The sequence below is a fragment of the Alteromonas gilva genome, assembly GCF_028595265.1.
Classification (GTDB): domain Bacteria; phylum Pseudomonadota; class Gammaproteobacteria; order Enterobacterales; family Alteromonadaceae; genus Alteromonas; species Alteromonas gilva.
Map to the genome: position 1 here is coordinate 544,028 of NZ_JAQQXP010000002.1, position 21,532 is coordinate 565,559.

The following is a 21,532-nucleotide window of genomic DNA, read 5'->3' on the forward strand; positions in this document are numbered from 1 at the left end:
CCTCGCTGGCTTATAAACTGTATAGCCGATCGATTAGCTATAAAAGCACAGGTAAGCAGTGGTAGACGTTACTTTTACATCGAACGACTGATTCGCCGCGACGTTAAATTCTGTGCCGGTTTTAAATGAGACATACTCAGCTGCACCAGGCAGCTTAACAATTAGCTCACCTTCAACTACCTTCATCACTTCATCTTTAGTGGTATCAAATACATACTCACCAGGTAACATTACACCAGAAGTGACGGGGCCATTGGCCGATTCAAAGGCAATAGATTTTACTTTGTCGTCGAAGTAGCTATTTACACTTAATGACATTTCTTTTCCTGTTAGCTAAAAATCAGCCGCTAGTATACATTAAACAGGCCAGGGAATTGGTGCATTTTTCGCTCAATCAACAACACGGTTTAACGGTACTGGAAAACCTCAATCACGCCTGCAACCAGGCAGAGCAGTAGTCTGTGGCCACAAAGGCCACAGACTGCTTTGTTGATTATTTTGTTGTGGTGTTGGCGTCGAAGACTTTTTCACCGGCCAGCCAGGTCTGAATAACCTGGGTTTTCCAGATGTCCTGTGCAGGTACACTGAAGATATCCTGATCGACCAGAATGAAGTCGGCCCACTTGCCTGGCGTGAGGCCACCCAGGGAATCTTCCATATGCGCGGCATAGGCGGCATCCAGGGTAAAGCCTTTAAAGGCTTGCTCAATGCTCAGTGCTTGCTCAGGATACCAGCCTTTAACCGGTTGATTGTCGCGATCCTGGCGTGTCACGGCGGCGTGTAAACCGTAAAAAGGGTTTGCCAGTTCCACCGGAAAATCAGAGCCCAAAGGTAGAGCAATACCACTGTCAATTAACGTTTTCCAGGCATAAGCCCCTTCCATTCTGGCTTTGCCAATACGATCCTCGGCCATATTTTTATCGCTGGTAGCATGGGTAGGTTGCATCGATGGTAATACATCCAACTCGGCAAAACGAGACAAATCATTGACGTCAATCACCTGCGCGTGTTCGACCCGGTTGCGCAAGGACTGGCCGCCCACAGTGCTGAAAGTACGTTCAAACTCGTCAAGCACCATCCGGTTGGCGCGATCGCCAATAGCGTGAAAGTTCAGCTGAAAGCCGTTGCCCAGTACCTGTTGAAATAAGGCAGGGAAATCTTCCGGTTGAGTGAGCAATAAACCATGCTGATGCGGCGCATCGCTGTAAGGCTTAAGCAATGCTGCGCCGCGGCTGCCCAACGCGCCATCACCATAGGCTTTTACGCTGCGAATATATAAAAAGTCGTCATTACTGCGAATGATCCCGGTGTCGAGCATTTCAGGCAACGTGGGATCGGTGGCGCTTAGCATGGCGTAAATGCGTACTGGTAATTGTTGTTCAGCAGCACGAGCCAGGTAAAAATCATAAACATGGTGACCGATGCCAGCATCGTGCATCGCAGTTATACCAACGGATAGTAAGTGCTCACCAGCAGCATTGAGTTGAGCCTGATAGAGTTTACTGCTTTGTTTTGGCATTATATCGCCAACCAGATCCATGGCGCGGTCAATCAACACCCCGGTAGGATTGCCGTCGGCGTCGCGAATGATTTGGCCACCGGTTGGGTCTGGTGTGTCGGCCGTTATGCCTGCCATATCAAGCGCTTTGCTATTCACCCAGGCAGCATGGCCGTCGACCCGGGTCAGCCACACGGGTTTGTTGCTGATAACCTCATCAAGCACCGCAGCGCTGGGGAAGGAGCGATCGCTCCATAACTCCTGGTTCCAGCCGCGCCCTTTAATCCACTCCTGATCGGCGTGACCCATGGCATACTGCGCAACCCACTGCGCAGCCTCCTGCATAGTGGATGAGGCGCGTAAGTCAACTTCAAGCAGGTTGCCGCCGAGCCCCAGCAGATGGCCATGGGCGTCGATAAGGCCGGGGAGTAATACCTTGTTATGGCCATCAATCCGGTCGACATTGCCGGGTACCGTGTCAGGATCCAAACTCACTACTTTGCCGTTATCGATGAGCAAGGAATGGAAGGTTAACAACTGGCCCTGATTATCGAGGGTATAACCTTTTACGTTGGTGAATAGCGTTGCCGCATTGGTAACACTGTGTACCGACAGCGTGAGTAAAAGCGCTGAGAATAAAGACGTTATTTTTTTGTAGGTATTATTCAGAGTCATAATATTCGCCAATTATTGGTGGTTGTAATAAATAATCTGTTGCCCAGACTTTTGCCATGCTGGCCTGGCTGATATTGCCGCCGGAGAGCATGACCATGGCCGTTTGACCGGCAGGGGTATTCGCCGCCCAGGCTGCCACAGCCGCCATGGTCATGGCGCTGGTGGGCTCAACATGCACTTTCAGCAAATGTTGCAGCCACTGGGTCCAGTAGGCAATTTGCTGTTCATTCACTTCGTAAAAGTCATCCAACTGCTGGAGCAGAGGAAAGGTGATATCCCCTACAGCGGGCGTTGCCGCACCGTCTGCCAGCGTACTCACCGGCCCATCCAGGGATTCAATGACGCCCGATTGCAATGAGCGGGCGGCATCATTGGCGACCAAAGGCTCGGCCCCTATAACCTTTGCCTCGGGCGCCAACTCGCGGGTCGCTAATAGTGTACCGCTGAGCAAGCCGCCGCCGCCACAAGGGGCAAATACGGCGTCTACCTGGTTACTATCCTGCAGAGCTTCAAGGGCTGCGGTGCCCTGGCCGGCAACAATAAGAGGGTGATTAAACGGCGGTATCCACACTACACCGTCCTGTGCTGCGGCAAATTTTACCGCTTCATCCGCTTCCGGGCGAGTGGCAAACAGCCGCAATTCGGCGCCATAATCTTTGGTCGCCGCAGCCTTTACGGCAGAAATCGACTCGGTAGAAAATACCGTCACCGGAATATTGGCTTGCGCGGCGGCAAATGCCACGGCCTGGGCATGGTTACCTGAACTGTTGGCAACAATATGGCGAGGAATATTACCCGTTTCCAGCAGGCTGGTAATAAAGTTGGTTGCGCCACGCAGTTTAAAAGCACCGGTTGTTTGAAAGCACTCTGCTTTAAATAAAATACGTTGTCCCAGCCATTGATTAAGCCGCGCTGACTGTAAAAGTGGTGTGCGCGTTACTTTACCCTTGAGTCGCTGTGAGGCCTGGTATACGTCGTCAAAATTGACCGGCAATGAGGGGCTATCCATGCAGGATCCTTTTTAGTAAAAAACTGGGCTGGCAATTAATAGCTTACCACTTTGCACCGGGGTGAAAATGGCAAATGCGGCGGATAGTGGAAATAAACCTTTTAAATTGCCATAGCTACTCAGTGGTATATATTTTTTTTAGTGCTAAGGTAAATCAAGAATCTGACAATAAGGAAAATACAATGGGATTATTAGATGCATTAATGGGCAATGCCAGTGAAGTGGATGTTGCTGATGTTCAGGAAGAACTGTCGCCTATTTTAGCTGATGATGAAAAGGTGGTAAGTGCTTACAAACTTATACGGGATTTAATTGTCTTTACCAGCAATCGCTTTATGTTTATCGACAAGCAAGGCATGACCGGTCGTAAAGTTGAATATCACTCCATTCCCTACAAAGCGATAACCCAGTTTAAAGTAGAAACGGCGGGTCATTTTGACCTCGATGCCGAGCTGAAGATTTTTGTTTCGGGCCAGTCGACGCCGTTAGAGTTTGAGCTTAAAAGTGACACCGCAACCGCTGTACAAAAATCACTGGCCAATGCGATGTTTTAAGCGGTTAAGCAGTCGTTTAGCATTACCGGCTAAACGACTGTTTGACGATTGCCATAGTGTATAACGTCTAATCGGCGGCATTATCCTGCGGCCGAGGTTCTGTTTAACCGTGGTAAAGGTAAGTCAATCTTTGGCGGTCAAGCCAATAGTAACCACTCCCCCGATTTGCCCCGAGCTTAGAGTGGGTGTAACGCCTGCCCCACCTGTAATATTAAGGTGATAGAAGGTTATGCCTCAACGACGTGCTATGTAAGAGATTTTCATTGTCGCGAACGTCTCCCTGAATTGCACCATCAAAATGCCGTTAGCGCACTATGCTGATTGGGCCTGTAGCGCAAAAATTCTGCCGACACTAAAAACCAAAATCTGTCGATGCCGGCCATGTGAGTGATTGTTTTTAGATGTCTTTTTAAGACAGGAAACTTGAGTTCCCCCAGTGAGCGTGTCTGTGAATATACCTGATTATCTGAGTCCATATTCTCGGCAGTTCAGAGCCCGTCCTACAATACATTTCTGGTAAACATTTATGGTTAGTGGCAGGGGGTGGCATGGAATGTTCGCGTGAAGATATGAAGCTCATTATTATGGATTTGCTCGATGCTGGTCAGTTTATTACCGACGAGTCGACGGTAACGTCATGTGAGTGCCGGGTATGCGGCGAAAAGGCTGTACGGGTTGGGATGGATATTGTGCACCTTGAAGATTGTCCGGTAGGCAGAGCCTGTGATGCATTAGGTTATGTTTTTAATGGTTTTGCCAAAGAGGCCTGAGAACGTTTCGGGCAACGTGGCATGTGGCTAAGCGGCAAGCTGAGTATCGGCCTGCCGCTTAACAATTTTGCTGGCTATTGAGCAAAATGCTTGTCAAAGAAGTTGGTAATGGTGTGATACAAATGAATACCGGTTTGTTTACCACGAATACTGTGCTTTTTACCCGGATAATCCATCACCTCGAAGGGCTTGGCGTTGTCCTGTAAGTGTTTATACAGTTTGGTGCTGTGGGTAAACAGAACGTTGTCATCGGCCATGCCATGATAAATCAGCAAGGGGCCTTTCAGGCCATCAGAGTAAGGGAATACCGATGACGAGTCGTAGGCCTCGCTGTCGGTGTTCGGATTGCCCATATACCGTTCTGTGTAATGGGTGTCGTATAAGCGCCATGTTGTCACAGGCGCGCCCGCTACCCCTGCTTTAAAGTAATCGCCGGCTTTGAACATGCTCATGATTGTCATGTAGCCACCATAGCTATGGCCATACACACCAATGCGCTCCGGATCCACGTAGTCTAAGGTACGCAGGAACTTCACCCCGGCAACCTGATCGTCGACTTCGACACTGCCCATGGCTTTATAAATCGGTTCCTCAAAGGCTTTGCCGCGATAGTTTGAACCGCGGTTGTCGATGCTGAACACCACATAGCCTTTACTCACCCAGTGCTGCATTAGCAAACCGCGGTTGCCGCCCCAGCCATTGTTAACCACCTGTGCGTGGGGACCACCGTACAAATAGACAATCACCGGATGCTTGCCGGTTATTTTGGCTGGCTTATACAAACGATAATACAGGTCGATGCCGGCGTCGTTTTTAAGCGTGCCGAATTCAGGCTCTACCCAGTCGTCTTTATAAGCGGTGAGCGGGTGATTTTCATCTAACGCGTTTTCTTCTAACCAGGTGAGTTGCTCACCAGTGGCCTTATGCAAACTTACCTGTGTTGGCCGGTTAACAGTGGATGAACTGTCTACATAGATAGAGGCATCCTGACTAAAACTAATACCGTGCATGCCGGCGCGTTCGGTGAGACGTTTGGGCGCGCTGCCACCTAAGTCGGTGACGTACAGGTGGCGCTCAAGCGGCGTGTCTTTACGGCCCGTAAAGTAGACTTTTGCATTAGCGTTATCCACCGCTTCAAGTTCGTCTACTACCCACTCCCCCTGCGTTAGCTGACGTACCAACTTACCGGCATTGGTATATAAATACAGATGTTTAAAGCCATCACGTTCGGATGCCCAGATAAAATGTTCGCCGTCTTGCAGGAAGGTAAAGTCGTCATGCAGATTTACCCAGGTGTCTGATTGTTCGGTAAGCAGTGTTTGCTGGCTTTGCGTGCTGATGTCGTAGCTGCGTAATGCTAATACCTGTTGATCACGGCTCTGCCACTGGTAGGTGAAATGCTCGCTGTCGGGCATCCATTTACCGCGGGCAATGTAAATATCCTGCTCTTCACCGAGGTCTATCCATTGTCGCTCACCGTTACTGATTTGCTGTACTGCCAGTTTGATCGTTGCATTGGGGGTACCGGCCTTGGGGTACTTTTGCTCGATCATTTTGATGTCGTCGGCGTAAATTTCGGAGCGCGTGATTACTTCCACCGGCGTCTCATCAACTTCGGTAAAGGCGATATAAGACTCATCCGGCGACCACCAGTAACCCGTCATCCGGCCCATTTCTTCCTGCGCCACAAATTCGGCCATACCGTACTTAATATTGCCACCGCCCGCGGTGGTAATCGCGGTCTCCCTGCCTGACACAATATGCTTGATATACAGGTTCTGATCGCGAATGTAGGAGATGTAGTTGCCCTTAGGGGAGAGCTTTATGTCGGTTTCAAAAGCATCAGTATCCAACAACTGCCGTGCACCTTTGGTGCCGAGCTGGTGGTAAAATACGTCGCCGCCCATGGGGAATAATAATGCTTTGCCGTCAGCCGACCACTGATAGCTGACTATGCCGGTGCCAGACAATCGCATGCGCTCGCGGCGGGCTTTTTCTTCGTCGGAGAGCTCAGTTTCGCCACTGGCCAGATCGTCCGAATCAAACAGCAAGCGTGACTGTCCGGAGGCGATATTGTACTCCCATAGATCTAATTGTTCATAGTCAGATTGCTTACCCTGCAGATAGGTAACCCGTTTACCATCGGGCGCTACTTGTAAGTTGCGCGGCGAACTTCCAGCCAAAGAAGGTGACTCATATATTCTTTCAATGGTCAAAGTGTCGGCTGACACCGTATTAGTGAGCATAAGGGCTCCAAGTACTAAAGCTTTTTTCATGAATACGCTACTATTTGTCGTTATTGGGGCTTGCTTAACGTTGGTGGTTGTAAACACCGCCAACCCTGTACAAGTTGTCATTATCGAGTGTGTCGGTAGTGAATAACGCAAACACTCTTTTTAAAGCGAAAGGATGACACAATTTGGCAGTATTAAAAAGTGCACTTATCTTAGGCGCCAGTGGGTTGGTGGGACGCCAGTTGCTGCGTGAGTTGCTGCTGGATGATCGGTATGAGTCAGTCACCTGTTTGGTACGCCGGCCTTTGGGTCAGCATCTGTATCATGATCCCAACAATAAACTACACCCGGTAGTGGTCGATTTTGACGCGCTTGACGACTACCAGGGCTATTTTGGCGTCGACCATATATATTGCTGTATAGGCACAACGTTAAAACGCGCTGGCAGTCTTAAGGCGTTCCGCAAGGTCGATTTTGAATACGTGCACGTCGCGGCGCAGCTTGCCAGAGCCCAGCGGGCAGGCGGTTTTGTTTGGATCTCCTCGGCTGGCGCAAACGCACAGAGCGGCAACTATTATCTTAAGGTGAAAGGGGAGTTAGAAAATGCCATCATGCGCATGCCTCAGCTACCTAACGCGGCAGCGGTGCGTCCCGGCGTGCTCATTGGTGAACGACCAAACGATAGACGTCCACGGGAAAAGGCCGCCGCCCTGTTGTTGCAGTGGTTACGGCCACTCTTAATTGGCCGTCTGAAGAAATACCGGGCGGTGCACCCGTATCAGGTGGCACTTGAAATGATAAGGCATCAGGAGTTCTAAGTGCCGATGGCAAACGTTATTGATTCATCTTCCGAAGGCCGCAAAGGGTTTGCCTGCAAGCAGTTCTTTGTGGCTCACGACAAATGTGCCATGAAAGTCTCCACTGACAGTTTGTTGTTAGGCAGCTTTACCGATGCAGGAAATGCCTGTCGCGTCCTTGATGTGGGGACCGGCAGTGGCATCCTGGCGCTGATGATGGCGCAAAAGAGTGTCAGCGACTGTCATATCGACGCGGTGGACATCGACGATGATGCGGTTCAACAAGCCCGTGAAAACGTTGCGTTAAGCCCCTGGCCGCACAAAATATCAGTGCAGCCAGGGGCGCTTGAGGCCTTGTTACCGGCTGCTCCGTATGACGTGATAATCACCAACCCACCGTATTTTCATCAGGCCGAAAATGCCACCCGTGCTTATCAGAGCATGACAGCGCTACGCGGCCAGGCGCGCAACGAAAGCGGTCTGAGTATGGCGGTATTGTTTGCCCGCTGTGCTGAGCTTACCACGCAAGCAGGGCGCCTGAACTGTATGTACCCGTATTCCCGGTATCAGGAAGTGTTAATGAGCGCAGCACAATCGGGCTGGTATGCAAAGCGTGAGCTGGTGGTGTGCCATAACAGTTCAACAGCGCCTTATATTTGCCTGTTTGAGTTTACCAGACAGGCCGCAGAAACTGACTCGCAACAACTGTGGATAAGGCACGCAGACAACCAGTACACTGAGGCTTTCAAGCGCTTGTGCCGGGCCTTTTACCGCAATTTTTAGTCCTGAAGCGCGCCCTTTACGCGAGTGTTTCCTCGCTGGCAATGTTTTAAGCGACGTCAGTATTTACCTTGATATGCTGAATTTCAGGCACAAAAAAAGCGCGATAAACGCGCTTTTTTTCATCCAGAAGAATTAAGTTAAGACTTAACTAATACCGATACCTTTTGGATACCGGCTTCTTTCGCCTGGTTCATAACTTCTACCACTGTACCATGCTCAGTATTTTCGTGAGCCTGGATGGCGGCAGAGTCAGTTGGGTTTTCAGCCAGATAGGTCTGAATGTTTGCAACAACACGGCGAATATCAACTTCGCGACCATTCATTACAATGGTACCCATTTCATCAATACGAATAGACAGTGACTTACTTGGATTGTTCGATTGATTTTTGTTTTCAGGACGGTTTACATCAAGCCCTTTCTCTTTAACGAAAGATGTTGTTACGATAAAGAAGATCAGCATGATGAACACAATGTCCAACATGGGCGTCATGTCGACCTGGGCGTCATCATCCCCAGAAGTATGCTTTTTTCTTTTCATTTCGTTTTCTAGTCTCTAACACTTGTCAACTTAGTATACTGTTTGTAACAAAAATCGATAGCAATTGATACAAACAACCCTAATAAACACGATAAAATTAATGAAATCTTCGCTCACTTTCGTTTGAAAGCAACATCATTTAGCGGACAGCGCAACTCCCAGTTGGTAAAAATACAACTTAAAAGCATCGTTTAGCTGTTTTCTCAAAATACCATGAGGATAAATACCAAGTCTAGCCTCAACCGACATTTTTGTTCCTTGTACTAAAAAAGCATTCTTAATATGACTGTCCTGAACGAAGGCCTCAAAGGCCCTGGCGGCGAGTTCCGGGGGGGTAGCGTAATAAAAAGATTGCAAGGCTTTATCGGCTTCAACACTGCTCAAAACGTAATCACTTGGCGAACTGCTGCCTGGCGCCAGGAAAAGCGTAGCAAAACACTCGCCCAGGCGTTCGTTGAGAGGGTGGTCAACCATCTCAGCGTTGTCCAGCCAGGCCTGTGAGGCAAAGGTCATGGGGTTGGGAGTCACCAGAAAGCGCTGGCTTATATAGTGGTCGAAGGCATGGAACCACTCATGGGCCAGCGCACCACCGCCGGCATTTTTCGCTAACGCTAACTGGCGTTTAGCCGAGTGATAGTGCGCGTTGGCATGCTTTTGTCCACCAGTTCCAAAGGCCAGTGACAGCGTATTATTCAGCGAAATGACACGTTCATTGACTTGCAGAATATCAATCAAATCGTAAAGCGCATCAAAAAATAAATTGGCCGCAATTTGCTGCTCGGCGGCGGTCACCCAGCGACCAATCGTGATTGACCGAAAATTAAACAGCTGACGGATATCCTGAAAACTCACATCGGCACCGTCGCGATGACTGCCACCATTGCGATAATATTGCTGGTGCAGTCGTCCCTGTGAGGGAGCTGGCCGCTGACTAGAGCTCACTGAGTTCAGTAATGAGTTGATTGCACCAGACTGACACCCGTTCATCGGTCTGGTCAAACTGGTTCTCATCATCAAGCGACAGCCCGACAAACTGCTTGCCGTCTGCTGTGAGTGCTTTGGATTTGGCAAACTCATAACCCTGATTGGGCCAGTAACCAATAAACTGACAGCCGCTTGGTGCGATAGCGTCGTGCAACATGCCCAGTGCGTCCTGAAACCAGTCGGCATAGCCGAGCTGATCGCCCAGACCATAAAGCGCCACAATTTTCCCAGATAAATCAAGCTGGTGAACGTCGTCCCAGCTAGACTCCCAATCTTCCTGTAGCTCACCAAAGTCCCAGGTCGAGATACCCAGAATCAAAATGTCGTAGTTGGCTGTCAGGTTTAATGAGGTGTCCTGAATATTGTGCAGACTCACCACCTGCTCACCAAACAATGTATTGAGTTGGTCCTGAATTTTTTCGGCGGCCATTTCGGTATAACAGGTGGTCGAACCGTAAAAGAGTCCGATGTTCAGCGCGGGGTTACTCATTAACTACTCTCTTGATGTTGCGGTGTCGTTAGTCAGCTCAGACGAGAATTCTACCGTCTCACCGTCGCTACACAAAGCAATACAACGCACTTTTTCGTATTCTGGATCAAGTAGCAACTGGCCCAGCGCTGCGCGGTTGAGTAATGCGATGTCGTCATCGCCGTCGGGGTGGCGTTCGTTTACCGACATATTGCGTCGCCGGGTAAAAATATTCAGCGGTGAGCGCGCTGAGTAAAACCATTGGTTTAGCCTGTCAAGCCAGCGGATTAAGGTGTCCGGGAAAGTATTTTTTATGCCGCTGCAGGTAAACTGGATAATTTGTGGGCTGTTGCGGCGAAAACGCAAGCGCACGTCATACACAAACGAATAGTGCACATCCCCAGATAAAATAATAAAATGCGGCGGCGTTTTATAGTGGCGAAAGATGTTCAGGATAACACTGGCCGTGCCCTTGTGGGCCATCCAGTTTTCGGCATCAACGGTGAGGGCTTTGCCCGCCATCGTAAACAGCTTTTGGATGACCTCAATTAATTTAACCCCGTAAATTGGCGCGGCCGACACCACGATAACGGCATCTTTACCAATCAGTTGATGCTGGAACTCACATAAGGCTTCCCAGTCCATCAGACCCGATGGTTTATTTAAGCTCGACTCGCTACGCCAACGCTGAGTCCGGGTATCAAGTACGTGTACCGGCGGTTCGGTGGCTAGCTGATAATGCCACTGGTCCCAGTCAAAGAGTGTATCGATGAAGGCCTCATGGGCGGCTAATCCGCTTGCCGTGAAGTTGTGTTTTGCCTGGGCGTGCAAGGCGTCAAAGGTATCGGGCTGATTAGCCCAGCCCTGACAAAGCCAGTAACCAGCCAGGGCATTGCCCACCATACGTCGCGATAACTGGTGGCCGTAGACTTCTTCTTCCCAACCGCGGGTCAGGTTCCAGTCATCGGTAACATCATGATCGTCGAAAATCATATATACCGGCACATGAGCTAAGGCCCGGCGAATTTTGCCCAGCGGCGCCGCGAAGTGCTCAATAACCGTCGCTTCTTTGCTAAACAATGCCTGCTGTGCACTGCTGACTCTGGCGGCATCAAAGGTAATATCGGGCCACAGTTCGTCTGACCATACCAACAGATACATGGCAATCACTTCGGCCATACCAATCAGGTGGTTTTGGGCGTTAACGGACGTAAATACCGGCTTTTTCTTGGCGCCGAAGAACAATTTTGATAGTGCGGTATTGGTGGCTACCCGGGGCAGAATTTGCTGACGCTGATAATAGCAGTACGGATGTTCTGCAAGTTCGGCGGTTGATTCAACCACTGCGTCGGTCAGGGATTCGTGAAACAGGCCTAATCGCTCGACGACCTGCAGAACGGCTTGCAGCATCGGGCCCGCTACATCGTCGGCGTAAATTTGATCGCCGGTCATCAGTAATAAGTCGGGGCGCGCTGGGCCGCCCGAATGCTCATTGCAAATGAGTTCATCAACACGAACCAGGCTATCCGTTTGCGGTGCATGGGGTTTACGGCACGAGCCGTGCAACACATTATTGAGCTTAGCGGGCACGCTGAAAGTCAGTTGCTGACAGCCTTCGTAAAGCAGTTTCTGTTGTTGTACCTGCCAGCGCTGTTGCTGCGCATCGTGGCTAAATTGCAATGCGTAAGCGTACTGCACGCCGGCGGTTAAATGTTGCGCCGGAGTGAAGGTGGTAACATGAATAAACGCGTGCTCACCGGCCTGCACCACCCGATCTGTCGTTGTCCCGGCAACCACAGTGTGCTGATGGTTCAATGTTATGGTGATGTCGGCAGGTTCAGAGGTGACCAGCCAAAGGGTGACACTTCCCCGGGCTGTGTGTCTGAGCATGGGACCGGCAATAATAAAGGGTAATGGCTGAGTAATAATGGACACTCCTTCATAACAACCATTTACTGCAACGCCCAGACTATACGACCCGACAGCGTTTCAGGCAAGCTTATGGGGGAGGGATACCCCAGCTAAACGGTCAATTGTATTCAGAATGAGCGATTGGGCCAGCACACACAACTATCATGCCTGACCAGGCTTGACCCGGCACGCTTGCTGAGCGAGGATAACTTATAAAACCTATTCTTCGATGGACCCAACCATGAAATCAGCCTGGCTTATTGGCCTAGTTGCAACGGGCTTAATAACTGCCTGTAGTGAAAACAAAACCCCCATACAAACTGTGCCTGAAACCGCCGATATCCCGCAGGAGTCGCTGTTAACCGGACAGTGGATAATGGAAGCGGAAGGCGGGGTCATGCTCGATCCGCAAACTTCGGGGCTAACCCATTACAATGGCCTGCTTTACAGCATTTCTGATGCCAGTGCTATGGCGTCGCAACAGCGCCGCTTGCATGCTATCGATCCGGTAACGGCCACATTGGCGCCTAAACCTGATGAAATGAACATGGCCAGTCGGGTACGCCGCAGTTGTTTTTCTCAGTACTTAAACGATGAGCCCGATTTAGAAGCCCTGGTGGCTGATCACTCTGAACCGGGCGTATTTTATACCGTAACGGAAGATGCCACACGAACAGGCGCGTTATCTGACCGTTGTCAGCAGCGGTTTGAGGCCACCGGTTCGACTGACTACCCCACGTTGTTGGTGCGAATCGAGCAGCACAGTGATGGTAGTGCCACCATGACTCACGTGCGGCCGTTGCAGTTCGATCTTGAATTTGCGGTAGGGGATTTTCCCAATGACGGCATTGAAGGCATGGCACTAGCGCCCGATGGTACCCTGTATTTGGCGCTGGAACGTGATGATGCCGGCAACCCGCGGATATTTTCGGTAGCCCTTAATGATGATTTTTGGCAACAAACAGATTTTGCCATGGTGACAGAGCCTGCCCTTGATGTGCCAACATTTAACAGCGGCCGTCACCCTATCAACGGGCTGGAGTTTTATTTGCCAGAAGGCGCGGTGAGCGGCTTTTTATTTGCTGCGGCGAGAAACGATAACGAGCTGTGGATTATCGACGCTGCGGGTAAATTACCAACCAAAAAAATTGCTTTGCAATTTAGTGCGCCCAGCGGCGATCCACAAAACTGTGCAGCGACCGAAATTATGGACAATGCCTCCATTGAAGGGCTTGCGGTAATCGGCGATACCCTGTGGATGGTAAATGACCCCTGGAAAGAGAATTACATGAAAAACCTGCAGTGCCCGGCGAACGAAAGCCGCTATAAAGGCATGGCGCCACTGCTGTTTAGCATGCCATTAGACACTGCCTGGTTTAACTAAGCACCAGTGAGCAACGCAGCAGCTATTAATGGCTGAAGCGTTGCCTCATCGGGTTACTAGCGCAGACGCTCGGCAAAAGTCTTTTTAAACTTGGCCAGTTTAGGCGCTACGACCATGGCACAATACTGGTTTTGCGGGTTATTTTTAAAATAAGACTGATGATAGGCCTCTGCCTCATAATAATTCGTTAGTGGCACTACCTCAGTAACGATAGGATCAGGCCATATCTCGTCGTCGGTCATTTCTTTTATGATGGCGTCGGCTTCGGCTTTTTGTGCCTCATCATGATAAAACACTGCGCTGCGGTATTGGGTGCCAACGTCATTGCCCTGGCGGTTCAACTGGGTTGGATCGTGCAGTGCAAAGAAAATTTCCAGTATTTCGCGGTAAGTAATCTGCTCAGGGTTGTAGGTCAGACGCACCACTTCGGCGTGACCGGTATTACCACTGCATACCTGCTCGTATGTGGGCGAGTCGGTTTCGCCGCCGGCATAGCCGGAAACGGCTAACTCGATGCCCTGAACCTGATTAAATGCCGACTCAATACACCAAAAGCAGCCGCCGGCCAGCGTTGCGCTTGCCGGGGTGGTCGAGGAAGTTGTCATACTGTGCTCCAAATTAGTTTGTACTGGCAAGTGTGGTGGCGCAATTGTCTTTCTTCAAGTCATCCAAGCGTTTAATTTGCGCGTATTAGCAGCATGAAAACAAATAATGTACCTGAACTCACGCTGTTCTACGACGGCGGTTGTCCTTTGTGCGCCATTGAAATGCGCCACCTGAAACGGTTGAATACCGCCGGTAAGCTGGCGTTTGTCGATATTATGGACGATGACTTTGCCCAGCGCTATCCACACCTCGAATGGCAGGCGCTGAACGACCGCATCCACGGACAGCAGCCTGACGGGACCATGCTCATTGGCCTCGATGTTACCTACCAGGCGTGGAAGCTGGTTGGTCGTGGCTGGGTCTATGCGCCGCTGCGCTGGCCATTAATAAAACCACTGGCCGACCGGTTTTACCTGTGGTTTGCCCGCCATCGTTATAAAGTCTCTTACTGGCTGACAGGCCAAAAGCGTTGTCTGCCCTGTGAAGCAAAGAAATAAGGTGAAAACGCCATGAATTTGTTAGTAATAGGCGCCAGTGGCGCTATCGGTCAGGCAGTCATTAAGCAATTAGCCGATACCTTCAGTGACGCCCACATCTATGCTGTTTCAAGAAGCGCGCCCGAGGTTGACGGCGCGCTGCAAGCGCGTGTGACACCGGTCAGCATAGACAGTCAGGATGAAAGCGCCATCAGCCGCTGGCTCAATGAATGTGCCGATAACAGTATTACCTTTCACCATGTTGTATGCACGACCGGTATACTACACGACGACATGGTTACCCCTGAAAAGCGTCTTGAAGACATCAGCGCCGATGCCCTGCATCATTATTTTGCCGTGAACACGGTCATCCCCGCACTGTGGCTTAAGCATCTGGTGAATTTTTTTCCTGCCGCGCATTCAACTTTTACGCTACTGAGTGCCAGAGTGGGGAGTATTGCGGATAATCATCTCGGTGGCTGGTATGGTTATCGGGCGTCTAAGGCGGCCCTGAATATGCTGGTGAAAACTGCGGCGGTTGAATACGGTCGCAGAGCAAAGCATACCAGTTTAATCTGTTACCATCCCGGTACTGTGGATTCGGCGTTATCGGCGCCGTTTCAGCGCAACGTCAAGCCCGAAAAGTTATTTACCCCCGCGTTCACCGCCAAACAGCTGGTATCGATTATTCAGCAGCGAGACGTCAGCGAAAGCCCCTATTTTTTAGATTGGGACAACAAGCCCATTGCCTGGTAGTGCGCCGTGATGTCGTCCACTGCCGATGAAAACCAAGACTTTTAATTATTGGATTGATAGTATGTCGATGGCGCTACTTTGCGTCGGAAGGTTCGGAGTCCGGGCGTCGCCAACGACAGATAATAAAATAATGATGTTGAGCACGTAGTTCCGAAATAAAGCAACAATAAAAATCACAAGAGGAACTCATATGAGCGGGGCCAGAGAACAGTTCGGATCGCGCCTTGGATTCATTTTAGCCGCAGCCGGGTCTGCGGTGGGGATAGGTAATTTAGTTGGCTTCCCGGTCGGGGCCGCTAAAAACGGTGGCGGTGCATTTTTAGTCATGTACGCCATTTTTGTTTTCGCAATCTGTTTACCCGTCATGATGGCAGAGATGGCGGTAGGCCGTAAGGCTAAAAAAGATCCGCTCGGGGCGTACTCTGCACTTACCGATAATTCTGCCAAATGGAAAATTGCCGGTTGGTTATCCATTATTACGCCGTTTATGATTGCGGTGTTTTACCTGGTCATTACGGTGTGGATTTTTGGGTATTTGTATGGCGCGGTCACGGGTGACCTGGCGCTGTTAGCAGAGCCGGATACCTTTGGTACGTTTATCAATTCGCCAATCATCTTTGTTTATATGGCAGTCGTGTTGGGTATTGTGTACCTGATCCTGCAAGGCGGCGTAAAAGAAGGTATCGAAAAAGCAGCGAAACTATTAATGCCCGCGCTCTTTGTTATGCTGGTGCTGCTGGTTATCTTTGTGTTGACTCAGGATAATGCAATGGCCGGGGTGTACTTTTATCTGGTGCCTGACTTTAGCAAAATAACTGCATCGGTGGTTAATGGCGCGCTATCGCAGGCGTTTTTCTCACTGAGCCTGGGCATGGGGATTATGATCACTTACGGTAGTTACATCGACCGCTCAGCAGATATTCCGGGCTCGGCAAAGCTGGTGGCTTTAACGGATACCGCCGTTGCCTTTACTGCCGGGCTAATGATTTTGCCGGCGATTTTCTCGTTTAACCCCAATACCAACCCTGCAGAGTTGAGCGAATCGTCAATTGGTATGATTTTCTCCTTCCTGCCGCAAATCTTTTTAGCCTTACAGACCAGTATCGGCTTTGTGGGAGCAAGTGTGGTGGCCAGTTTGTTTTTCTTACTGGTGTTTTTTGCTGCCATTACCTCGCTGGTGTCGATTTTTGAAGTGCCGGTGGCCGCATTAATGGACGAAAAAGACTATAGTCGCCGTAAATCGCTGGTGGTATTAGGCGCGTTGCTGGTGCTGTTTGCCATGTTCTGCGCGCTATCCTTTGGTTTTGTGCCGTTCTTTACCGAGTTTACCAGCTACGCTGGTGCCACCAAATCCTTCTTCCAAGTGGTCTATGATGTGTTCTATGACACCATCCTGCCATTAAACGGATTTTTAATTTGTATCTTTGTAATGTATCGCTGGAAGCGCCACAATTTTAATGAAGCGCTGGAGGAAGGCTCGCCTGATTATAAGGGCAGTTGGGTTGAGAAATACGTGAATATTTCGGTAAGTGTCTTTATTCCAATAATCCTGTTGGGGATTTTTATTAACACTGTGGCACTTATATACTTTGGTGTTAGCCTGTTTGGTTAAACAGGCTTCATTTGCCAGGGGCTCGCAAATTCCAGTGTCATCCCCAGTGCGTCCAGCGTGGCCTGCGGGTTGATTGATTTACCCGTCGGCAGAGTACTATGGTCTGACCCATCGCTGAATTCAATGGGGGCTAAACCCAGTTGGTTTGCCATTTTCGGGTAATACTCACCGCGCATCGGATGCGCACTGCTGCTCAGATGCCAGAGCTTTTGCTTTGGCTGCTGAGTCATTAATGCACCGATGGTGGTGACCACATCGTCTACATGCACCAGGTTAACCACCTGATTAGCCCCGCTTAAGGTTCGTCCGGCCAAAGATTTAACCGGATGCCGATCGGGCCCCACTAGTCCAGCCAGACGCAATATATAACCGTTTTCGGGGGCGCATTGCTGAATATGTTGCTCTATAGCGACATGCGCTTCGCCTGACGCCGTTGTCGGTGCAACGGGCGAGCCCGTGGTAATGTCGCCGTCCTGATCGCCATAAACCGAGGTGGTGCTAATAAAAATGAGTTGTTGTGGTGGTTGATTGCGATACAAGGCGGTTATCAGTTCGCACATGTGCCGGGTAAATCCGTCGAGATCCGTGTTGCGTCGGCCTGGCGGAATATTTAATATCACCGTACTGTTTGCGCTGTGTGCACTGAGACTATCAGGGTTGTCGCCCAGAGCGAATAACAGTGCCTTAACGCCCTCTTGCTGCAGTTGTTGCGCTTTATCCTGACTGCGAGTTGTGCCGGTTATTTGCTTGCTGTTGGCAAAATGGCTGGCGAGGTATCCTCCCAGCCAGCCACATCCACAAAGTAAGAGTTTATTGCTGTTGCCTGCCATACTGACGACCTATCCAGATTAATTGGCGTCAGTCTATCACGTTACTGCTGCAACGCTGAACGACCATCTGTTTCCAGCAGATCCAATCCCTTCAGCGCGGCAATGTTTTGCTGCATTCGGGTTTCAGCATAATCGGCTTTGGCTAGCACGGTGCACAGTTCGTCGGCTTTTGACTCCAGCGCTTCGGCTTCGCCTTCAACGCGTTGCTCAATGGTTTCGCCAAAGTTTTCCATACGTGCGGCAAAATCATCCATGTCACCATCGGCGAACAGCATTTGGCGTCCGATTGCCATCAGGAAGTGGCCCATAGAGCGCTCAACCAAATCGTCAATTTTACTGTCTAGTTGTTCACTCCAGGCAGCATCCGCCCAATCTCCGTTTAAGTTAGTACTGTCAAACCGGTAAGTACCGTCAGCAGCGAAAAAGCGTTCGTCGATTTGTGCCGAGAGATCGATAAAAAGTTCATCGAAGTCGTCAGTTAATTCGTGGTCGGCGCCGAGCAGTTCAGAAAACACTTCGGTTACTGCATAGCTTGCGATTTTGATTCCGTCGCGGGCAATTTCAACCGTCATGGGAATAGCGCTTTCTATGCTGGTGTAGTAGTCGGTTACCCAGCGTTGCTCGTCATCGTTAAGGCTGATGACCTGGCCGTCGACATAGAGCTGGTGAGCAGGGGTGATCAGCACTTTCTCACCATCCTCGGTAGTAATGGTCAAATCCCCGTGATCGTAGGTAACAGAGCCATGCAGTTGCATATTACATTGGTTATCAATTTCGATATGGGCTAAAGCGGGCTGGGCACAAAGTGCTGAAGTCATGAGTAGTGCGGTAGCGATAGTTTTCATCCTAAAACCTCTTATCTTAAATAGCTGTTTGTGACATAGTATTGGGTAACTGTTACTGTGCTTTATCGCAAATCGCAGGCCAATATTTTTATTGTTAATTTTCAATTGCTTGCGGTTTTTAGTGAGCTGTAAAATAAGTGGTTTGTTAATAATTTAGAGGTAATAGACTAACTTTTAGCGGAATTGACCAAGATCAATTTTCACTGCTTTATGCGTAAAGCGCATGTTCATTTTTGTTCGCTTAGTGCATAATACGCGCAGAATTTTTATAGGGTAAAGATTATGAGTGATTGGATTGATGCAATTTTATTTGCTGTTGCGTTAGTGGCATTTACTTTAGGCATGAGCAGCATCGTAATGGGTTTCATGTCTAATAAAGAAGGTAGCGAAGCCCTGCATGAGCGCATCGAGATGGGTTATCTTGGCGTCAGTGCGCTGGTTGTATGTCTGTTGATGGTTTACGTAATCAGCTAAATAGCAGCGGCTTGTATACTAAAAAGCGCTCATTTGAGCGCTTTTTTTATGCCTGACATCACCAGTGACAACAAGGCGCCTTGTTGCCTTTAGTCACTTTTTTTTGTCGGCTTGATGAGCCTTCGGGGTTTCATCACACAGGGTCTCTGCCGACGGTGGCTGGCCCTGATTAGCAGGCATAAAGTTGCCCAGGTGGCTGTCACGCTGGTATGCACGTAATTCAAATTGCGGCATCATTGCCATAATGTGATCAAAGATGTCGGCTTGTACTTTTTCGTAAGCAACCCAGGATTTGTCCCTGCAAAAACAATACACTTCCAGTGGCAGGCCCAGTTCATTGGGGGGTAGCTGACGCACCATTAATGTCATATCCTGATTTATCTTGGGGTGTTTGGTCAGGTAAGCCTCCAGGTAGGCCCTGAATGTGCCGATATTGCTTAGCGCCCGACGATTGAGCAGATCGCTTTCGTCGATAGAATTATCTTTATGATAGCGCTGAAGCTCGTCAACTTTGGCGGCGATGTAATCGGCGATAAAGCGAATTTTAGCCACCTTCTTCAGGCTTTCATCGTTGTATAACTTAATCGAATGAATATCGACATATACCGAGCGTTTGATACGCCGACCACCTGACTCCTGCATGCCTCGCCAGTTTTTAATGGCCTCATTGGTCAGGGAGTAGGTGGGGATTGTGGAGATAGTATTGTCCCAGTTGCGCACCTTAACGTTAGTCAGGCCTAACTCAATAATTTCGCCGTCAACGGCAAATTTGTCTACCTGGATCCAGTCGCCGTTAGTAAATAAACGGTTTGCGGTGATTTGGATACCGGCGACAAACCCTAATATTGTATCTCTGAAAATGAGCAGTAATACCGCGGCGATAGCAGTCAGACCTGACAACAACAACAGTGGGTTACGGTCAACAATTAAGGATACACTCAGTAGCAAAAACAGTATTACCACGATGAGCTTGGCGACCTGCACAAAACCGGTAATAGATGCCTGCGCGGCAAATGGCGTGGTGTTATACCAGTCTTCCAGGGTATTGAGCAGTGCGCTGAAGCATAATACGCCGGTGAACATCAAATACAGCAGCGATGTTTTGAGCAACATGTTATGCATCAGGCTATCACTGGTAAGCAACACCTGGGCAGTCAGAAAAATGGTAATAGCCGGGAGCAAATGGATTAACCGGTTAAAAAAGCCGTGGTTGTGCAGTGCGTCATCCCAGCGGGTTCTGCTTTTTAAAATCCACTTATTAATGACCGATCTTAGCAGTACCCGGCTGACCAACAGGGTGATTAGCGCAATAGCGAGCACCACACCGAGCGCAAATGCGTTGTACAGAGTGCTGTTTAATACAATGCTTGCATCCAGGTTTTGCAAGAGTGCAACAAAGCGCTCCCGAAGCGTTTCCGCGGTGACCATTTACATTCCTTTTTTAAGTTGAGCAATCTTGCGGTCTTTAGCGTGCCAGAGGCTGTTCACCCATTGCTGAAAACCGGTCTTGAAGGTCGTATCATTATAATAATCGCCTATCGCGGTGGACGGAATATCCAGTACATTAACATCCACAATGATGTGTCGCATTTGTCCACTTAACATTGCCAGCATTGGGTGCCTGGTATTTTGTGGGTAAAGCAGTGAAATGTCTAAAATATTCGTAAATAACTCGCCCATCGTGGCCAGCGTAAAGGCGATGCCGCCAGCTTTTGGCGCTAGCAGATGCGTGTAAGGGCTTTGGCTCTTTGCGTGCTTTAACGGCGTAAAGCGGGTGCCTTCGACAAAATTGATGACAGTGGTTGGCTGGTGGATAAACTTTTGGCAATAGCGTCTGGTTGTCGCGATGTCGGTACCGCGCTTGTGGGGGTGCTTTTGTAAGTAGGCACGGGAAAAGCGACGCATAAACGGCATATCCAAAGCCCAGGCAGCAAGGCCTACAAAGGGCAGCCAGATAAGCTCCTGTTTAAGAAAAAACTTCGGCGCCGGAATACGCAAAGCAGCAAACTCGATCAATAAGATAATGTCCAGATAACTCAGATGGTTAGCCACTATCAGGTACCAGCTTTGCGTACTCAGCTGACCACTGACGCGGTAATCAAAACAGACCGGGTTAAACAGTTTGATCAGCGCTACGCTGCATTTGCCGAAACACAGCATAAAGCTGTTCATGATCGGCGCCAGTGCCCGTTTAAATGCCGCTACGGGAATGACCAGCCGAATCAGGCCGAGCAGGATAACCAGGCCGCCCCAAAAAGCAAGATTAGCAAGCTGAAGAGGCAAATGGATTATAAAAATGACGGGCGCTAATAACTGCCTAACCATC

The 21,532-nt window shown here is 49.6% G+C and carries 23 protein-coding genes; 10 read left to right on the forward strand and 13 right to left on the reverse strand.

Annotated elements, in window-relative coordinates:
* Positions 1 to 33: 33 nt before the first annotated feature.
* Positions 34 to 318, reverse strand: a complete 285-nt coding sequence (gene ppnP, locus OIK42_RS16045) for a pyrimidine/purine nucleoside phosphorylase (RefSeq protein WP_273642070.1) — start codon at positions 316 to 318, stop codon at positions 34 to 36.
* Here ppnP and OIK42_RS16050 point away from each other — a divergent pair.
* On the forward strand, positions 312 to 458 hold the full coding sequence (locus OIK42_RS16050) for a hypothetical protein (RefSeq protein ID WP_273642071.1): 147 nt from the start codon (positions 312 to 314) through the stop codon (positions 456 to 458). The genes ppnP and OIK42_RS16050 overlap by 7 nt on opposite strands.
* A 35-nt stretch (positions 459 to 493) precedes the next feature.
* On the opposite strand, the gene OIK42_RS16055 is transcribed toward OIK42_RS16050, so the two are convergent.
* Both OIK42_RS16055 and OIK42_RS16060 read right to left on the reverse strand, forming a co-directional pair.
* On the reverse strand, positions 494 to 2,173 hold the full coding sequence (locus OIK42_RS16055; protein ID WP_273642072.1) for an amidohydrolase: 1,680 nt from the start codon (positions 2,171 to 2,173) through the stop codon (positions 494 to 496).
* Positions 2,160 to 3,182, reverse strand: a complete 1,023-nt coding sequence (locus OIK42_RS16060) for a serine/threonine dehydratase (RefSeq protein WP_273642073.1) — start codon at positions 3,180 to 3,182, stop codon at positions 2,160 to 2,162. Before OIK42_RS16060 ends, OIK42_RS16055 begins: the two co-directional genes overlap by 14 nt.
* 182 nt (positions 3,183 to 3,364) lie before the next feature.
* On the opposite strand from OIK42_RS16060, the gene OIK42_RS16065 reads away from it, so the two are divergent.
* The gene (locus tag OIK42_RS16065; RefSeq protein WP_273642075.1) at positions 3,365 to 3,736 is read left to right on the forward strand and encodes a PH domain-containing protein; all 372 of its coding nucleotides are present in this window, start codon (positions 3,365 to 3,367) and stop codon (positions 3,734 to 3,736) included.
* Positions 3,737 to 4,284: 548 nt separating this feature from the next.
* A complete protein-coding gene (locus tag OIK42_RS16070; protein ID WP_273642076.1) occupies positions 4,285 to 4,506 on the forward strand; it encodes a hypothetical protein in 222 nt (73 codons plus the stop codon).
* A gap of 74 nt (positions 4,507 to 4,580) precedes the next feature.
* Here OIK42_RS16070 and OIK42_RS16075 read toward each other — a convergent pair whose 3' ends face one another.
* Complete coding sequence (locus tag OIK42_RS16075) at positions 4,581 to 6,782, reverse strand: S9 family peptidase (protein WP_273642078.1); 2,202 nt, start codon at positions 6,780 to 6,782, stop codon at positions 4,581 to 4,583.
* Between the two features lie 143 nt (positions 6,783 to 6,925).
* Here OIK42_RS16075 and OIK42_RS16080 point away from each other — a divergent pair, with 143 nt between their 5' ends.
* Complete coding sequence (locus OIK42_RS16080; RefSeq protein ID WP_273642079.1) at positions 6,926 to 7,558, forward strand: NAD-dependent epimerase/dehydratase family protein; 633 nt, start codon at positions 6,926 to 6,928, stop codon at positions 7,556 to 7,558.
* A gap of 6 nt (positions 7,559 to 7,564) precedes the next feature.
* Positions 7,565 to 8,320, forward strand: coding sequence for a tRNA1(Val) (adenine(37)-N6)-methyltransferase (locus OIK42_RS16085; protein WP_273642081.1), 756 nt, complete (start codon positions 7,565 to 7,567; stop codon positions 8,318 to 8,320).
* A gap of 137 nt (positions 8,321 to 8,457) precedes the next feature.
* Here OIK42_RS16085 and OIK42_RS16090 read toward each other — a convergent pair whose 3' ends face one another.
* From OIK42_RS16090 to OIK42_RS16105, 4 genes are all read right to left on the reverse strand, one after another.
* Entirely contained in the window at positions 8,458 to 8,859 is a 402-nt protein-coding gene (locus tag OIK42_RS16090) for an ExbD/TolR family protein (protein ID WP_273642083.1), read from the reverse strand.
* Positions 8,860 to 8,994: 135 nt separating this feature from the next.
* On the reverse strand, positions 8,995 to 9,801 hold the full coding sequence (locus OIK42_RS16095) for a CLCA_X family protein (RefSeq protein WP_273642084.1): 807 nt from the start codon (positions 9,799 to 9,801) through the stop codon (positions 8,995 to 8,997).
* Positions 9,791 to 10,333 carry a flavodoxin FldB gene (gene fldB / locus OIK42_RS16100; protein ID WP_273642085.1) on the reverse strand — a complete coding sequence of 181 codons (543 nt, stop codon included), beginning with the start codon at positions 10,331 to 10,333 and terminating at the stop codon, positions 9,791 to 9,793. The genes OIK42_RS16095 and fldB overlap by 11 nt, the downstream gene beginning before the upstream one ends.
* A 3-nt stretch (positions 10,334 to 10,336) precedes the next feature.
* On the reverse strand, positions 10,337 to 12,202 hold the full coding sequence (locus tag OIK42_RS16105; protein WP_374211876.1) for a metallophosphoesterase family protein: 1,866 nt from the start codon (positions 12,200 to 12,202) through the stop codon (positions 10,337 to 10,339).
* Positions 12,203 to 12,464: 262 nt separating this feature from the next.
* On the opposite strand from OIK42_RS16105, the gene OIK42_RS16110 reads away from it, so the two are divergent.
* On the forward strand, positions 12,465 to 13,607 hold the full coding sequence (locus OIK42_RS16110) for a YjiK family protein (RefSeq protein WP_273642087.1): 1,143 nt from the start codon (positions 12,465 to 12,467) through the stop codon (positions 13,605 to 13,607).
* Positions 13,608 to 13,663: 56 nt separating this feature from the next.
* Here OIK42_RS16110 and msrA read toward each other — a convergent pair whose 3' ends face one another.
* Positions 13,664 to 14,212: a peptide-methionine (S)-S-oxide reductase MsrA gene (gene msrA, locus OIK42_RS16115; RefSeq protein ID WP_273642088.1), complete on the reverse strand. Its 549-nt coding sequence runs from the start codon at positions 14,210 to 14,212 to the stop codon at positions 13,664 to 13,666.
* 93 nt (positions 14,213 to 14,305) lie between these two features.
* On the opposite strand from msrA, the gene OIK42_RS16120 reads away from it, so the two are divergent.
* From OIK42_RS16120 to OIK42_RS16130, 3 genes are all read left to right on the forward strand, one after another.
* A complete protein-coding gene (locus OIK42_RS16120; protein ID WP_273642089.1) occupies positions 14,306 to 14,710 on the forward strand; it encodes a thiol-disulfide oxidoreductase DCC family protein in 405 nt (134 codons plus the stop codon).
* Between the two features lie 12 nt (positions 14,711 to 14,722).
* Positions 14,723 to 15,445 carry an SDR family NAD(P)-dependent oxidoreductase gene (locus tag OIK42_RS16125; protein WP_273642090.1) on the forward strand — a complete coding sequence of 241 codons (723 nt, stop codon included), beginning with the start codon at positions 14,723 to 14,725 and terminating at the stop codon, positions 15,443 to 15,445.
* Positions 15,446 to 15,635: 190 nt separating this feature from the next.
* The gene (locus OIK42_RS16130; RefSeq protein ID WP_273642091.1) at positions 15,636 to 17,057 is read left to right on the forward strand and encodes a sodium-dependent transporter; all 1,422 of its coding nucleotides are present in this window, start codon (positions 15,636 to 15,638) and stop codon (positions 17,055 to 17,057) included.
* Here OIK42_RS16130 and OIK42_RS16135 read toward each other — a convergent pair.
* Positions 17,054 to 17,887 (reverse strand): NAD-dependent epimerase/dehydratase family protein, encoded by an 834-nt coding sequence (locus OIK42_RS16135; protein WP_273642092.1) that lies wholly within the window; start codon positions 17,885 to 17,887, stop codon positions 17,054 to 17,056. The two genes, OIK42_RS16130 and OIK42_RS16135, sit on opposite strands and share 4 nt — an antisense overlap.
* Before the next feature lie 41 nt (positions 17,888 to 17,928).
* Positions 17,929 to 18,732 carry a DUF2884 family protein gene (locus OIK42_RS16140; protein WP_273642093.1) on the reverse strand — a complete coding sequence of 268 codons (804 nt, stop codon included), beginning with the start codon at positions 18,730 to 18,732 and terminating at the stop codon, positions 17,929 to 17,931.
* A gap of 282 nt (positions 18,733 to 19,014) precedes the next feature.
* Between OIK42_RS16140 and OIK42_RS16145 the strand changes: the two genes are divergently transcribed.
* Complete coding sequence (locus OIK42_RS16145) at positions 19,015 to 19,206, forward strand: hypothetical protein (protein WP_273642095.1); 192 nt, start codon at positions 19,015 to 19,017, stop codon at positions 19,204 to 19,206.
* A gap of 93 nt (positions 19,207 to 19,299) precedes the next feature.
* On the opposite strand, the gene OIK42_RS16150 is transcribed toward OIK42_RS16145, so the two are convergent.
* Positions 19,300 to 20,634, reverse strand: coding sequence for a mechanosensitive ion channel family protein (locus OIK42_RS16150; RefSeq protein ID WP_273642097.1), 1,335 nt, complete (start codon positions 20,632 to 20,634; stop codon positions 19,300 to 19,302).
* The gene (gene yihG / locus OIK42_RS16155) at positions 20,635 to 21,531 is read right to left on the reverse strand and encodes a 1-acylglycerol-3-phosphate O-acyltransferase, YihG family (RefSeq protein ID WP_273642098.1); all 897 of its coding nucleotides are present in this window, start codon (positions 21,529 to 21,531) and stop codon (positions 20,635 to 20,637) included.
* Position 21,532: the final 1 nt, after the last annotated feature.

Coding starts and splice junctions, on each gene's coding strand:
- OIK42_RS16050 (WP_273642071.1), top strand. CDS start 312: ATGACATTTCTTTTCCTGTTAGCTAAAAATCAGCCGCTAGTATACATT.
- ppnP (WP_273642070.1), bottom strand. CDS start 318: ATGTCATTAAGTGTAAATAGCTACTTCGACGACAAAGTAAAATCTATT.
- OIK42_RS16055 (WP_273642072.1), bottom strand. CDS start 2,173: ATGACTCTGAATAATACCTACAAAAAAATAACGTCTTTATTCTCAGCG.
- OIK42_RS16060 (WP_273642073.1), bottom strand. CDS start 3,182: ATGGATAGCCCCTCATTGCCGGTCAATTTTGACGACGTATACCAGGCC.
- OIK42_RS16065 (WP_273642075.1), top strand. CDS start 3,365: ATGGGATTATTAGATGCATTAATGGGCAATGCCAGTGAAGTGGATGTT.
- OIK42_RS16070 (WP_273642076.1), top strand. CDS start 4,285: ATGGAATGTTCGCGTGAAGATATGAAGCTCATTATTATGGATTTGCTC.
- OIK42_RS16075 (WP_273642078.1), bottom strand. CDS start 6,782: ATGAAAAAAGCTTTAGTACTTGGAGCCCTTATGCTCACTAATACGGTG.
- OIK42_RS16085 (WP_273642081.1), top strand. CDS start 7,565: ATGGCAAACGTTATTGATTCATCTTCCGAAGGCCGCAAAGGGTTTGCC.
- OIK42_RS16090 (WP_273642083.1), bottom strand. CDS start 8,859: ATGAAAAGAAAAAAGCATACTTCTGGGGATGATGACGCCCAGGTCGAC.
- fldB (WP_273642085.1), bottom strand. CDS start 10,333: ATGAGTAACCCCGCGCTGAACATCGGACTCTTTTACGGTTCGACCACC.
- OIK42_RS16105 (WP_374211876.1), bottom strand. CDS start 12,202: ATGCTCAGACACACAGCCCGGGGAAGTGTCACCCTTTGGCTGGTCACC.
- OIK42_RS16110 (WP_273642087.1), top strand. CDS start 12,465: ATGAAATCAGCCTGGCTTATTGGCCTAGTTGCAACGGGCTTAATAACT.
- msrA (WP_273642088.1), bottom strand. CDS start 14,212: ATGACAACTTCCTCGACCACCCCGGCAAGCGCAACGCTGGCCGGCGGC.
- OIK42_RS16120 (WP_273642089.1), top strand. CDS start 14,306: ATGAAAACAAATAATGTACCTGAACTCACGCTGTTCTACGACGGCGGT.
- OIK42_RS16125 (WP_273642090.1), top strand. CDS start 14,723: ATGAATTTGTTAGTAATAGGCGCCAGTGGCGCTATCGGTCAGGCAGTC.
- OIK42_RS16130 (WP_273642091.1), top strand. CDS start 15,636: ATGAGCGGGGCCAGAGAACAGTTCGGATCGCGCCTTGGATTCATTTTA.
- OIK42_RS16135 (WP_273642092.1), bottom strand. CDS start 17,887: ATGGCAGGCAACAGCAATAAACTCTTACTTTGTGGATGTGGCTGGCTG.
- OIK42_RS16140 (WP_273642093.1), bottom strand. CDS start 18,732: ATGAAAACTATCGCTACCGCACTACTCATGACTTCAGCACTTTGTGCC.
- OIK42_RS16145 (WP_273642095.1), top strand. CDS start 19,015: ATGAGTGATTGGATTGATGCAATTTTATTTGCTGTTGCGTTAGTGGCA.
- OIK42_RS16150 (WP_273642097.1), bottom strand. CDS start 20,634: ATGGTCACCGCGGAAACGCTTCGGGAGCGCTTTGTTGCACTCTTGCAA.
- yihG (WP_273642098.1), bottom strand. CDS start 21,531: ATGGTTAGGCAGTTATTAGCGCCCGTCATTTTTATAATCCATTTGCCT.